This is a genomic window from Enterococcus sp. DIV0236 (assembly GCF_050558525.1).
GTDB classification, from domain to species: Bacteria; Bacillota; Bacilli; order Lactobacillales; family Enterococcaceae; genus Enterococcus; species Enterococcus faecalis.
Map to the genome: position 1 here is coordinate 1,016,172 of NZ_CP187891.1, position 14,226 is coordinate 1,030,397.

12 protein-coding genes are annotated in these 14,226 nt (G+C 36.7%); all 12 read left to right on the top strand.

Annotated elements, in window-relative coordinates; translation table 11 throughout:
- The first annotated feature begins 1 nt into the window (after nt 1).
- The 12 genes from IGK27_RS05065 to IGK27_RS05120 all read left to right on the top strand — a co-directional run bounded on the left by IGK27_RS05065 (nt 2) and on the right by IGK27_RS05120 (nt 14,223).
- Nucleotides 2–1,042 carry an ABC transporter ATP-binding protein gene (locus tag IGK27_RS05065; protein WP_002384674.1) on the top strand — a complete coding sequence of 347 codons (1,041 nt, stop codon included), beginning with the start codon at nt 2–4 and terminating at the stop codon, nt 1,040–1,042.
- Between the two features lie 26 nt (nt 1,043–1,068).
- Nucleotides 1,069–2,133 carry an ABC transporter substrate-binding protein gene (locus IGK27_RS05070; protein WP_002357914.1) on the top strand — a complete coding sequence of 355 codons (1,065 nt, stop codon included), beginning with the start codon at nt 1,069–1,071 and terminating at the stop codon, nt 2,131–2,133.
- Nucleotides 2,109–3,893 (top strand): adenine deaminase, encoded by a 1,785-nt coding sequence (locus IGK27_RS05075; RefSeq protein ID WP_002409413.1) that lies wholly within the window; start codon nt 2,109–2,111, stop codon nt 3,891–3,893. The genes IGK27_RS05070 and IGK27_RS05075 overlap by 25 nt, the downstream gene beginning before the upstream one ends.
- Nucleotides 3,877–5,205 carry an amidohydrolase gene (locus tag IGK27_RS05080; RefSeq protein ID WP_010707668.1) on the top strand — a complete coding sequence of 443 codons (1,329 nt, stop codon included), beginning with the start codon at nt 3,877–3,879 and terminating at the stop codon, nt 5,203–5,205. Before IGK27_RS05075 ends, IGK27_RS05080 begins: the two co-directional genes overlap by 17 nt.
- 184 nt (nt 5,206–5,389) lie before the next feature.
- A complete protein-coding gene (locus IGK27_RS05085) occupies nt 5,390–6,280 on the top strand; it encodes a helix-turn-helix domain-containing protein (protein ID WP_002399965.1) in 891 nt (296 codons plus the stop codon).
- A 219-nt stretch (nt 6,281–6,499) separates the two neighbouring features.
- The gene (locus IGK27_RS05090) at nt 6,500–7,435 is read left to right on the top strand and encodes an FAD:protein FMN transferase (protein ID WP_010706583.1); all 936 of its coding nucleotides are present in this window, start codon (nt 6,500–6,502) and stop codon (nt 7,433–7,435) included.
- 26 nt (nt 7,436–7,461) lie between these two features.
- Nucleotides 7,462–8,070, top strand: a complete 609-nt coding sequence (locus IGK27_RS05095; RefSeq protein WP_002357907.1) for an NADPH-dependent FMN reductase — start codon at nt 7,462–7,464, stop codon at nt 8,068–8,070.
- 18 nt (nt 8,071–8,088) lie between these two features.
- Complete coding sequence (locus tag IGK27_RS05100) at nt 8,089–9,345, top strand: NADPH-dependent oxidoreductase (protein ID WP_010820773.1); 1,257 nt, start codon at nt 8,089–8,091, stop codon at nt 9,343–9,345.
- Nucleotides 9,346–9,756: 411 nt separating this feature from the next.
- The gene (locus IGK27_RS05105; protein ID WP_002380194.1) at nt 9,757–11,247 is read left to right on the top strand and encodes a helix-turn-helix domain-containing protein; all 1,491 of its coding nucleotides are present in this window, start codon (nt 9,757–9,759) and stop codon (nt 11,245–11,247) included.
- Nucleotides 11,198–11,872, top strand: coding sequence for an AP2 domain-containing protein (locus IGK27_RS05110; protein ID WP_002386651.1), 675 nt, complete (start codon nt 11,198–11,200; stop codon nt 11,870–11,872). Before IGK27_RS05105 ends, IGK27_RS05110 begins: the two co-directional genes overlap by 50 nt.
- A 257-nt stretch (nt 11,873–12,129) precedes the next feature.
- Nucleotides 12,130–13,020, top strand: a complete 891-nt coding sequence (locus IGK27_RS05115; protein WP_002384670.1) for a metallophosphoesterase — start codon at nt 12,130–12,132, stop codon at nt 13,018–13,020.
- 291 nt (nt 13,021–13,311) lie between these two features.
- A complete protein-coding gene (locus tag IGK27_RS05120) occupies nt 13,312–14,223 on the top strand; it encodes an ABC transporter permease (RefSeq protein WP_002382199.1) in 912 nt (303 codons plus the stop codon).
- Nucleotides 14,224–14,226: the final 3 nt, after the last annotated feature.

Below are 14,226 nucleotides of genomic sequence, written 5' to 3' on the forward strand. Positions count from 1 at the left end.
TTTGACTTTTGTGGATTTAAAAGATATTCGCGTCAGCTATGACGGAAAACAAGATATTTTAAAAGATTTAAATATTTCAATGGAAAAAGGAGAATTAGTTTCTTTATTAGGACCGAGTGGTTGTGGTAAAACGACTACGCTAAGAGTGATTGCTGGATTAATTAAGCCAAACGACGGACAGTTTTTCGTTGACCAAGAAGAACTAACAAAGGTTCCTGTCCATAAAAGAAACTTCGGGATGGTTTTTCAAAGCTATGCGTTATTTCCCCATTTAACGATTGCAGAAAATGTCGCTTTTGGGTTGAAATTACGCAAAGAAAGCAAACAAACCATGGACCAAAAAGTCACGGAAATGCTAAAAGTATGTGGTTTAGAAAGCTTGGGCGACCGTTATCCAAAACAATTATCTGGTGGTCAAAGACAGCGGGTTGCGCTAGCACGTGCTCTGATTATTGAACCTAAACTATTACTACTAGATGAACCGTTGAGTAATTTAGATGCAAAATTGCGAGTGGCAATGCGGATTGAAATCAAACGGATTCAACAACAATTAGGCATTACGACAGTTTTTGTCACACATGACCAAGAAGAATGTTTTTCTATTTCAGATAAAGTGGCCATTATGAATAATGGCGTGATTGAACAATATGATTCACCAGAAACGATTTATCGTTTGCCTCGTACTAAGTTTGTCGCTGAATTTATCGGTTTTGAAAACTTTTTCTCTGTCGAAAAAATGGAAGCCGGTCATTATCGGACACAAACAAATCAAATAGTGAAAACGACTAATCCTGAACCAAATGTTACAACGACGGTGGCAACGATTCGTCCAGAGGACATTGAGATTGTTTCAGAAGCTGCTACTAATACTGTCGCAGGTACTGTCGCTGTCCGAACATTTTTAGGGAAAAGCTATCAATATGAAGTGGAAACAGCGTTAGGTACATTGCTGGTTAATGGAACAAGTGAACAGTTATATGAAACAAACGAAACCATTCACTTGGCTTTTCCAGCTGAGAAATTAGTTATTTTAGAAAAATAAAAACCATTTTGGAGGAAGATTTAAAAATGAAAAAACGCGTAATTTTAGGGACATTAGTCGCTGCAACGTTATTAATGACTGCTTGTGGAAACAGCGAAGCAACTACGAAAAGCGAGAGCAAAGGTGGAAGTAATGCTTTAGTCGTTTCAACTTTCGGATTAAGTGAAGATATTGTCAAAAAAGACATTATCGCTCCGTTTGAAAAAGAGAATGAAGCGAAAGTTACCTTAGAAGTAGGCAATAGCGCAGACCGCTTTACGAAATTAAAAAATAATCCCAATGCGGGAATTGATGTCATTGAATTAGCACAAGCAAATGCAGCACAAGGTGGAAAAGAAGGGTTATTTGAAAAAATTACAGAAAAAGAAGTACCTAATTTAAGTCAGTTAACGCCGGGAGCAAAAGAGGTTTTTGAAAGTGGTGCTGGCGTACCAATCGCTGTAAACAGTATCGGGATTGTTTACAACAAAGAAAAATTAGGCAAAGAAATTAAAAACTGGGATGACTTATGGTCAGCTGATTTGAAAGGTAAAATTTCTGTTCCAGACGTTGCCACGACGGCAGGTCCTTTAATGTTATACGTTGCCAGTGAACATGCTGGTCAAGATATTACAAAAGATAACGGGAAGGCCGCTTTTGAAGCGATGAAAGAATTAAAACCAAACGTTGTTAAAACGTATTCAAAATCGTCAGACTTAGCTAATATGTTCCAATCTGGTGAAATTGAAGCAGCTGTGGTTGCTGATTTTGCGGTTGATATTATTCAAGGCGCAGCAGAAAACGTGACGTATGTCGTCCCAGAAAGCGGCACGTATGCCAACTATAATACAGTCAATATTCCTAAAAAAGCACAAAACAAAGAAACCGCCTTTAAATTTGTTAACGCACGGATTAGTGAAGAATCACAAAAGGCCAAAGCGATTTCATTAAATGAAGGACCTACAAATCAACAAGTAACGCTAAGCGAAAAAGAAGCGAAAAATAAAACATATGGTGCCATTGCCGAACGTGCCAAAACAGTCGATTTTAATTTTATTAATAGTCAACTAGCGGATTGGATTGATCAATGGAACCGGACGATGAATCAATAGTTTTAGAAAAGAGGGACAAAATGAACGTCGATGTATTACTAAAAAATGTGTGGCTGTATCAAACAGTCACTCAAACATTCGTTCAACGAAATGTTGCGATTAAAAATGATAAATTTTATTACATTTATGAAGAAGAGAACGTCAATTTGCAGCCCAAAAAAACAATTAATGCCGAGAATCAATGGATGATTCCCGGCTTAATTGATGCACACATGCATATTGAAAGTTCCATGACGACACCTACTATTTTTTCCAAAGCAGTAGTGCGTTACGGTGTGACAACGGTGATTGCCGATGCCCATGAAATGGCTAACGTATTTGGCTTAGAAGGCTTAAAAGCTTTTATGGCCGCTGAAACAGAACTAGATATCTTTCACGCAATTCCTTCCTCGGTTCCTTCGACCACTCCCGAATTAGAAACAACTGGTGGGATTATCGGCTTAGCAGAAGTAGCAGAATTACTCAAAGAGCCAAAAGTGATTTGTTTAGGGGAAGCCATGAATTTTAAAGGGATTTCCTATGAGCCAGATTCTTTAATTCGTCAAATTATCGATTTGTGTCAAAAACAACGACCAACCATGCCTTTAGAAGGCCACTGTCCTAAAATCGAAGATCAAGAGTTAGCAGATTTTCTATATAGTGGTATCACTTCAGATCATACCCATCAATTTCCTAAAACGTTAAAAGAAAAGATTGAAGCGGGCGTCTTTATTCAATTTCAAAATAAATCAATCACTCCTGAAAACATTCAGGTGATAGTAGACAATGACTTCTACAATTATGCAAGTATTATCACGGATGACGTGATGGCTGATGATTTGCTAAAAGGTCATCTAAATGAAAATGTCAAAAAAGCCGTTCAAGCAGGGTTGCCTATCGAAAAAGCCATTTATATGGCAACTTATACGCCGGCCAAACGAATGGGTCTCCATGATCGTGGCGAAATTGCACCTGGTAAAAAAGCTGACTTTTTGTTATTAAATGACTTAGAAAGTTTTGATATTAATACGGTTTATAAATCTGGAAAGGTCGTTTTTGAAAAAGGCGAGCCCTTCCATTATCCAGAAAAAATCGAAGAGTTTCCAGCCACTTATCAACAAACCATCCAATGTAAAAGGTTAACAGAAGAAGATTTACTTTTAAAGGTGGCTACAACAAAAGAAACAGTTCGTTGTAATGTGATTCAAAAACAAGAAATTGGCACATTTACAGAGCGAATTACAAAAGAAATTCCTGTTGAAAATGGATTGTTGCAATGGCAAAAAGCCAACTGTGCCTTATTAATTGTGATGGAACGTTACGGAAAAAATGGTAATATTTCTTTTTCTTTAATGGATCAACCCCTTTCCGAGAAAGGAGCCATTGCGACAACCTGGGCCCATGATCATCATAATTTAATGGTGATGGGTAATACGATTGAGGATATTCTGTTAGCGCAGAATGAATTATTAGCGATGCAAGGCGGCTATTTGGTTGCTTCGGATCAGCAAGTGATGGCAACTTGTCCTTTACCAATTGGTGGGATTTTATCGCAAGCACCGATTGAACAATTAGGCGCTTCTTTACAAAAAGTTCGACAAGCTATGCAAGCGTTAGGCTATCAAAATATGAATGAAATCATGTCCTTTTCCACACTATCATTGCCTGTCTCGCCAGCCATTAAAGTGACAGATTTTGGGATGATGGATACGAAGTCACAACGTTTCTATCCATTAGTTTTTCCAGAGGATGGAGTTCTTTTGCATGAAAACACTCATTAAAAATGTGCATATACTAACAATGGATGAGCAATTTTCAGAAATCAAAGCCGGCTATTTAGTGATTGAAGAAGACACAATTGTGGAATTAGCACCAATGACCACACTTGATGAAAAGCGAATGGCTGCAAATCAAGTAATCGATGGTCAAAATGGAATTTTAATGCCTGGGATGATTAACACCCATACCCATGTAGGCATGATTCCGTTTCGTTCGTTAGGAGACGATGTGCCAGATCGACTCCGGCGTTTTCTTTTTCCATTAGAACAATTCATGACAAAAGAATTAGTAGGATGCAGTAGTGATTATGCAATTGCTGAAATGTTACTGAGTGGTATTACGAGCTTTTGTGATATGTATTATTTTGAAGATGAAATTGCTAAAAGTTGTGAAAAAATGAGTGTTCGTGCTTTGCTCGGAGAGACGATCATTGATATGCCCACTTGTGATAGTCCAGAACCTTCAGGCGGTCTTTTTTACGCGGAAACCTTTATTCGCAAGTGGCAAGGTCATCCGTTGATTACGCCTATGCTTGCGCCGCATGCACCGAATACCAACTCACCAGAAGTGTTAGCAAAAATTATTGAACTTAGTCGGCGATACCAAGTTCCTGTGACCATGCACGTTGCTGAAATGACTTATGAAATGGCTGAGTTTGAAAAAGCCTATCAAAAAACACCAATTGCTTTCTTAGAAGAACTGGGTTATTTGAGCGAGCCGTTTATTTTAGCGCATTGTATTTTGGCAACAGATGAAGATCTTGCGAGTTTAGCTGCGACTAATGGAAAAGCGCGTGTCGCTCATTGTATTGGTGCGAATACTAAATCAGCCAAAGGCGTAGCGCCGATTAAGCAAATGCTTGATCAAGGGATTATTGTCGGTTTAGGCACGGATGGACCTAGTAGTGGGAATACATTAGATTTATTCACCCAAATGCGTATGGTTGCGAATTTTCATAAGACAGCACACCAAGATCGCTCTTTGTTTCCTGCTAAAGAAATTGTTTATCTGGCAACGATGGGGGGCGCTAAAACGTTAGGCTTGGCGGAGCAAGTCGGCTCATTGGAAGTGGGCAAAAAAGCGGATATAACATTAATTGAAACGCAATCAGTTAATATGTTTCCGATTTTTGATGCCTATTCAGCGTTGGTTTATTCAGCAAATGCTAGCAATGTTGAAGCCGTTTGGGTGAACGGTCAACAGTTAGTTGCCAATAAAGAATTACAACAAGCTAATCTCAAAGAAATCAAGGAAAAATTATATCAGGCCATGAATACGTTTGTGAAAGAAGCTAAAAAAAGAGCAGCTCTCTAAACAGAACAAGTAGGACGTATCGGATTGATTAAATAACGCTGGATTGACGTTTAGTGATTCAGGTTCTAATAGAGCGCAGACAAACTTTTAATGAAAGAGTTGTCTGTGTTCTTTTTTGTTATAAACATTTTTCTTTTTCTATATATATTTTTAAGGTAAGTTGTATTATAGTAAGTTTGAGAAGATGAGAATGAGAGGAAAAGCAATGAATATACAACGGTTTATAGAAAAACGCAAAGCACGTGGTTTGTCGCAAAGTGAATTGGCTAAAGGGATTTGTACGCAAGTTACGGTTAGTCGCTTTGAAAAGAATGGTCAAGTCCCAACTTTAAAAATATTGATCCAACTATGTAATCGTTTAGAGCTACCTTTGGGGGAACTCTTCCCGCGCGTAGGGATTAAACAACCTGAAATTCTTGAAAAAATGGAAGAAGCAGAATTCTTCTTGATTACCAGCGAACATGACCAATTGCAAACAATTTTAAAAAATATTCCTTTTGATGAAATCAAAGATTCCCAACTGTTATTAGAATATTATTATTTACAAGGCTTTGTCATGATTTTTCAAAATGCTTCGTTGATGGATTGCTTATTTACCTTTGAAAAACTTCTGTTTGAAGAGCAAAAATACACGAGCGATATTTACCGTTTGTTAGCTTTTACTGGAATTGGCATGGCCTATGCCAAAGAAGGCGAAATTGAGAAAGCCGAATTTTATTTCAATAAGGTCTTCAAGGAAATTTATCTCTATACTATTCAATCAATGGAAGATACTTGGCGAGTATTAAATGTTGTCTTTCACTGTGGTGTTTTTTATGCAGAAAAAGGCGATTTAGAAACAAGTGATGCTTTGTTAGAGTATGCGATTTCCATCTGTTCTGATAATCACGTCACGTATTACTTGGCAAGAGCAGCTTTCCAACTTGCGAAAAATGCCTTAGCTGAAGAAAAGCCGCAAGAGCAAATTTTAGAACTACTACAAGATGCCCGCGCGTATGCAAAAATCAATAAAAATCGCATCTTGTTGGAAGCAATTCAAACATTGAAAGAAACAATTTTATCTAAGGGAAATTAGTTTATATAGAAAATTATATATTTATTTTCAAAATATAATAAAAAAAGCGTTTTTTAAAAGAGTTCAAGACAAGTTACGACCTTAAATGAAAATTTTAAGGTCGTTATTTTATATAAAAAAATATATAAACGACTTGACTGGCATCAAATAAAGGCGTATGATTCATTTGTGAATAAATGTGAAATAAAACACAATCTTTCGTGGAGAGGAAGTCTTGAGGTGCAACAAAGTCAAACTATTTATTTGATGGGCACAGTAATAGATGTATTTGTAGACCATGAAGAATCTGAAAAAATTCTAGAAGAAGTGCATCAACGATTGATCACTTATGAACAACGCTTTAGTGCAAATGATTCAACTTCGGAACTGATGGCTGTCAATCAACAAGCTGGGCAAAAACCAGTCAGCGTTCATCCAGAGTTGTATCAATTAATTGCATTAGGGAAAAAACATAGTTGTGATCCAGCTAGTCATTTGAATGTTACCATTGGCCCGTTAGTTCAAACATGGCGAATCGGTTTTAAAGATGCCCGTGTCCCGTCAGAAGAGGAAATTAAAGCCTGTTTGAAAAAAATTAATCCAGAAAAGATTCACTTAAATCCCTTAAAACAAACGGTTTTTTTGGAAGAAGAAGGAATGAAATTAGATCTGGGGGCTTTAGCAAAAGGCTATATCGCTGATTTACTAATTGCCTATTTGAAAGAAGTCCATGTGACGTCTGCTTTGATTAATCTGGGCGGCAATATTGTGACGTTGGGGCCCTCTACGCATCAAAACAAAAAATGGCGAATTGGTATTCGCAATCCGCAAGAATCCAGAGAAACAATCAGCTTACTTGTCGAAGTGGCTAATCAATCGGTTGTGACGTCGGGCATTTATGAAAGAAGTTTAACCGAAGCTGGGCGAGTCTATCACCATCTGTTGGATCCGACAACCGGTTACCCATTGGAAACTGAAATGGCCAGCCTCACAATTATCTCGGATGCTTCAGTGGATGGTGAGATTTGGACAACGCGTTTATTTGGTTATCCAATTCCAGAAGCGCTTGAAATCCTCAATCAACTAGATGGGATTGAAGGAGTCATCATTACACAAGACCAGCAAATTTTATATAGCAGCGGGTTAGCAGATACTCTTCACATTATCCATTCATAGAACCGAAAAAGAAAGGACAGCTCATTATGAAAAAAATTATCGGCTTAGTAGGAACGAACTCAGAGCAATCAACCAATCGTCAACTTTTGCAATTTATGCAACACTATTTTGCGCAGGAGGCTGATATTGAACTAGTTGAAATTGTTGACTTTCCTATGTTTAACAAGCCAGAAGACAAAGTTTTGCCAGAAATAGTTAAAACGGTTGCTGAAAAAATTGAAGCAGCAGATGGCGTCATTATCAGTACGCCTGAATATGACCATGCGGTGCCGGCTTCTTTGATGAATGCCCTAAGTTGGTTATCTTACGGGATTTTTCCGTTTGTTGATAAACCAGTTATGATTACTGGTGCATCCTATGGCACGTTAGGTTCCTCTAGAGCACAAGCGCATCTGCGTCAAATTTTAGATGCTCCTGAATTGAAAGCACGAATTATGCCAAGCTCTGAATTTCTATTAGCGCATTCCTTACAAGCTTTTGATGAAAACAATGCGTTAAAAGATTCAGAACAAATAGATAAACTAGCTGGTCTGTTTGCAGATTTTTGTGTATTTATTGAAATTACAGAACAGCTGAAACATGCGCATGCGCAAAATAAAAAAGAAGCAGAAAATTTCTCATGGGAAACGATTTAACGAAATGGAGTGAATAAAATGAAATTAATTGGGATCGTCGGATCAAACGCTGATTCTTCTTATAATCGGTTACTACTGCAATATATTGGCAAAGAGTTTTATAAAATGTTCGACTTGGAAATTTTAGAAATTAAAGATATTCCAATGTTTAATCAAAGTAAGGATCAAACGAACAGTGTCTTGATTCAGAATATGAATCGCAAAATTTTACAAGCAGACGGCGTAATTATTGCGACACCCGAACATAACCATACCATTCCTGCCGGTTTGAAAAGTGTGTTAGAATGGTTATCTTTCAAAATTCATCCGCTGGAAAATAAACCAGTAATGATTGTTGGATGCTCTTATTATGATCAAGGAACCTCGCGTGCGCAATTACATCTCCGTCAAATTCTTGATGCACCTGGTGTCAATGCGATCGTGATGCCTGGAAACGAGTTTTTATTAGGGAAAGCGAAAGAAGCATTTGATGAAAACGGCAACTTAATTGCGGAGGGAACACGTCAATTTTTAGAAAGTACATTACAAAAATTCGTGGAATTCATTGATGTGATTTCAAAATTAGAAGGGGCTAAGCCAAAAGACTTACCTGAAGATTTACATGCAAAAGGAACCATTGAAACAACGATCGAAGGGGTTGATATGGCAGCAGATGATTGGGTAGAACAAGCAGCAGAAGCGGTTCAGGCTGTGGAAGGCGACACATACGTAAAATTAGATCGAGGCATTTTAACCGTAGATCAGCTAAATTATTTCTTAAAATCAATGCCAATGGAATTGACTTACGCAGACAGTAATAATCAATTTTTATATTACAATAAAAAAATGGCTGCTGAAGAAATGTTTGCTAAACGGCAACCAGGACAGGTTGGTAATCCATTAGCGAATTGCCATCCACCAAAAGCATTGAAAAATGTAGAATGGGTGATTCAACAATTACGGTCAGGAAAAACAGATGCTATTCGCGTTCATGTTCCAATGCACGGACCAGATACCTATGTAGTGCATAATTATCAAGCGATGTATGATGATAATGGAAATTACGCGGGAATTAATGAGTATATTTTAGACTTTAAACCAATTGTTGATTGGTATTTAAAACAAACTGGGCAAGAATTAGTCGGTGGAAAAAAGGTCGATGCAGTCAGTGGTGCCTCCAAAAAAGAAGCGCCAGAAACGGCAGATAGTGTATCAAGTGCATCAGTCCATGAAGAAGAGTCAGCGACCGACAAGCCAACAGTTGACAGCGTTTCTAGCGCTTCAATTAAAGAGTAAAATAACAGCAAAAAATAGCGGCAACAAGTAGTCATACTGTATTCAGATTAGCAATGCCAAATGAGGACTTTTATTGACAGAAGCTGATACTTAAAAGAGTAAGAACTTTATAGGAAGATAGTATAGAAGACGAACCAAAAGTTTCAATCATTTTTGACGAATAGGCTAGAAAAAAAACAGAAAATTAGTCAAACAAATCAGCTTTTCTTTAAATTTAAAGTAAAAAAATAACAAAAAAAGCCTCCTTGGTGACGCAAGGGGGCTTTTTTTGGTTAAAATAATACTTTTCTATGAAGATTCCTAAATATTGAAAGAATCATTTTTAAATTTGTGGAAAAAATAAGCAAGATTGACACTCACGTCTTGTTAAAAAAATAGATACTTAAGGCGTGATAGTTTGGAGTTGAAAATGTGACTACTTTGTTAGATGAATTATTAGACCAAGAATTCCGAGATAAATTACTTATTTATCAAACTTTTATGAATAGTGAAGGTCCATTATTAAAAGAAGAATTTTATGGATATTTTGATTTATCCACTCAAAAGTTAGAATCGTTGTGCCGTCAAATAAATTATGAATGTACACAGATTTCTTCAAGGAGTCAAATTCTTTTTCCAGCTAAAGGACTGATTAGTGCGCAAAAATTATCGCAAATTGATTATCAAGCCTTAAGAAAATATTATTTTGATCAATCACTAATGGCCAAGTTGCTTCTTGATGTGGGCCTCTATCAAAAGCACACGATTCAAGAATTTTCTCAAATTCATTTTATGAGCAAAAGCAAAATTTATGCCTTCTCGTATAAACTAAATCTGATTTTAGCTAATTGGCATATTAAATTAAAGTCAACAGGCTTGGTTGGAGAAGAGAAAAATATCCGAAGTTTTTGTTTTCAATGCTTGTATTATTTTTATGGAAGTAATCAAGAAAGGCTGCCTAACATTTTGCTGGAAAATAGTCCTGGCATTAAACGATTTATAAACGATTTACAACTGATGTATCAAAGAACGTTTAGTCTTAATCAAAGCGCACAACTATTTATTCTTTTAACGATCCAACGTTTTCGTGTATTTTCTGATCATGTAGTGGACTCTTTTACGGAAGTTCATGTGCCTAGCTGTTTACAGCACGCGTTTGAAAAAATCTATACAAGCGAAACACCTCTTTTTAAAGAGGATTTTGGCAAAGAGACTTCATATATTTTTCTTTTTTTAAGTTTAAATGAATACATTGATAGTCCGATTGTTTTTCCAGATAAGTTAACCATGTTAGACGAATTTATTGATCATATGAATAGTGTTATTCCTTTCTTTGAAAAGCGAATTACGGTGGAAACAAAAGAAAAATTAAAGTTGATTTGTTATCGCTGGGACCGCCTATACTTTTCAGTGGCTGCATTTATTCCCGCCAAGCAGAGCAGTTTCTTTGAAGAGCGGTTTCCTCAAATTCATCGCGCCTTAGATGGTTTTATACAAAAGACAGAGTCGCTGCATCAAAAACGATTTTTAATGTATGAACGCGTGCATCTATATTATGATTTTATGTTTTGTTTGTTAAATGACCGGTCTTTTTGCGCAATTGAAAAAACGATTCATGTATTTGTTGATTTTTCTGGTGGGGAGGATTATAACCGCTTTATTGCAAAAATTATTGCTTCTTTCAATTATATGGATGTCATGATTGATCACAAATTAACCTTAGAAACCGATTTGTATTTGTCCGATTTTTATAGTTCGAAAGTACGGTGTCGTCAATTGACATGGCGTCATTTGCCGGAAACAAAAGATTGGCAAGTATTTGCTGAGGTGGTCAGAGAACTAAGAAAGGGAGAGACTCAGAAAAATGAGCACTATGAGAGAGACCCAATCGAGATGTGGCGAGAACAAGAATACGAAGGATAGTCAATTGAGACAAGCAGGTAACTATAAAGATTTAACTGGCCAAAAGTTTGGTGAGTTGACAGTAGTAGCACCAACGGCAAAAAGAAAAGAAGGGCTGATTGTTTGGGCCTGTCGCTGTTCTTGTGGGAGCTATGCAGAAGCTTCAAGAAGACAACTAATTCGTGGGTATCGAACGAAATGTGCTCACCATCGCTATCAAACAATGTTGAAAAAAAACTATCATGAATTAGTCGTGGTACGGATTGAAAGTATTCAACAGACAATGAAAGCGTATTGTCTGTGTTCGTGCGGACAATCTTGCTGGGTTCGCTGTGAAAATTTGTTGAATGGCCATACCAAAAGTTGCGGTCATCGTAAAAAGAAGGATTACCGACAAAGAGTTGCTGGCGTAATTCCAGGGAAGTTACAAAGTAAACGCCCCAAAAATAATAGCAGTGGACACAAAGGGGTGAGCCAGACCGCTTCTGGGAAATGGCTGGCTTATATCTCTTTGAAAGGCAAGCGCCATAACTTAGGTATCTTTACGAAAAAAAGTGAAGCAATTTTAGCAAGAAAATTAGCAGAACGTCGTCTATTTCAACCAATTTTACAACAAGAAATAGTGACTATAAATAAGGAAGATTAGCAACAGAGAGGATGCGAAAGATGTTAGCAGGCTTATTTTCAGTAACTGGAATGATTTTATTGGGGATTTTATTTTGCTTAATTGGTTATCAAACGTTTCGAAAACATCATCATTAAGAGAAGAATGTTCTAGCTAGATAATTTCATCGACAGATGAAATTATCTAGCTTTTTTTATAAAAAAGCTAAGAAAAGGATAAGAGATTGTGGAAATTCTTTAGGTTGTTTAACAAAGCCTTAATTTCCTTTGTTTTAGATTGTGGTTAAGAAGATTTTTCTCTATACTAAGTCTTCGGAAATCAAAGAAAAGAAAGGAGCGAGTGATGTGGTTAAAAAAATTGGTTTAAGTATAATGCTCTTATTTTTTTTCTTAATTATCGCACTCCCAATCTATGCGTGGAAGATTGAGCCGAATTTAGTTCACGTTAATCAGGTGACTTTGGGAAAGAAAAATCAACGAGAACCATTGAATGTTGTGCAACTTTCGGATATACAAGTTTCAGAATTTTATGAGACGAAGCGGTTAGATAAAGTCATAAAAAAAGTCAATCGTGAAAAACCAGATATTATCGTTTTTACAGGTGATTTATTTGACAATTATGCCAAAAATCCGCAACAAAAAGAACCGATGATTGAAAAGTTAAAACAGTTACAAGCGACAATTGGAAAATATGCAGTTTGGGGAAATCATGATTATGGTGGCGGTGCTTCTGCGGTGTATGATGAAGTCATGGAGGCCAGTGGCTTTACTGTTATGAAAAACCAAGGAGAAACAGTAACCTTAGCAGATGGACGCCGTCTTTTTATTGGTGGTTTAGATGACTCGTTATTAGGAAATCCTTCCGTTTCAGAAACATTATCCTATCGAGAAACGTATGACTATGCGTTATTAATGACCCATGAACCAGATGTCGCGGATGCATTTGTTGGTACGGGTACACAGTTAGTTTTAGCAGGACATAGCCATGGCGGACAAATTTGGATTCCTTTTTATCCAATCACAAATGTTTTAGCAGAAAAGTATACCAGAGGATTGTATCAGTTGGACCAAGAAACGCAACTATATGTTAATACAGGCTTAGGAACGACCGCCATTCATGCCCGTTTTGGGGTGATCCCTGAAATTACACATTTTACTATCTATATTTAAAAAGTCTGGTCGGATTGACCAGACTTTTTTCTGTTATTTAACAGAATTATTTTTAAGAAAAAGATGTTCATATTTTGGTGAAACGTTTCTATAAAATGCTTTAAAATATCTAGAAAAGAGTATTTTTATGGAAAAAGAAGCAGGGAAAATAATTTCTTTATAAATGGTCTATAGCGCTTTTTAATGCTGTTATTTTTAAATAAAACCGTAATGTAAGGGTTTACAACCGTTTGAAGTGAATGTATAATCTGTTTGTAGAAACGTTTCACTAAAAAGAAAGGAACCCTGCTTATGAAAAAACTAAAAAAGTTTTATGATCAGCGGCAATTGCATTGGATGGTACTTCCGGGTGTAGCATTCATGATTGTCTTTAACTACATTCCAATTTATGGAATTATCATTGCTTTTAAAAATTATACGATTGTTGATACGGTTTCTTCTGCACCATGGGTTGGACTTGAAAATTTTCGAATCATTATGGAAGATAGTTTTTTTTGGGAAGCAGTTCGTAATACCTTAGCGATTAGTTTAATGAAACTTTTTTTAGGATTCGCTATTCCGATTATCTTAGCGGTAATGATTTTTGAAATGAGAGATGGACATTTAAAAAAAGTGATTCAGACAATTTCTTATATTCCGCACTTTTTTTCTTGGATCGTTTTAGGCGGGATGTTGATTTCGTGGCTTTCAACAAATGGCTTTATCAACCAAGTCATGATGTCGTTAGGCTTAATGAATCAGGGCGTCAATCATTTGTTAGATCCTGATAAGTATTGGTGGATTGCTGTTCTTTCTGATTTGTGGAAAGAAGTAGGTTGGGGCACGATTCTCTATCTTGCTGGCATGTCTCGCATTGATCCAACGTTTTATGAAGCAGCGAGAATTGATGGTGCTTCAAAATTAACACAAATCCGAACGATTACTTTGCCCTTATTAGCGCCGATTATTTCGTTGAACTTAATTCTAAATGTTAGCGGTTTATTGGGATCGAACTTAGATCAAACGTTGGTTTTAATGAATGCTCAAAACCAAAACAAATCAGAAGTAATTAATTCATTTGTTTATCGTATGGGGCTAACGCAAGGGGACTTTTCTTATGCGACGGCAGTTGGTTTAGGGATTTCTGTTATTTCAATTGTTTTATTAGTCATTACAGATCGCATTACTAGAAAAATGAACAATGGTCGGTCGGTTATTTTATAAAGG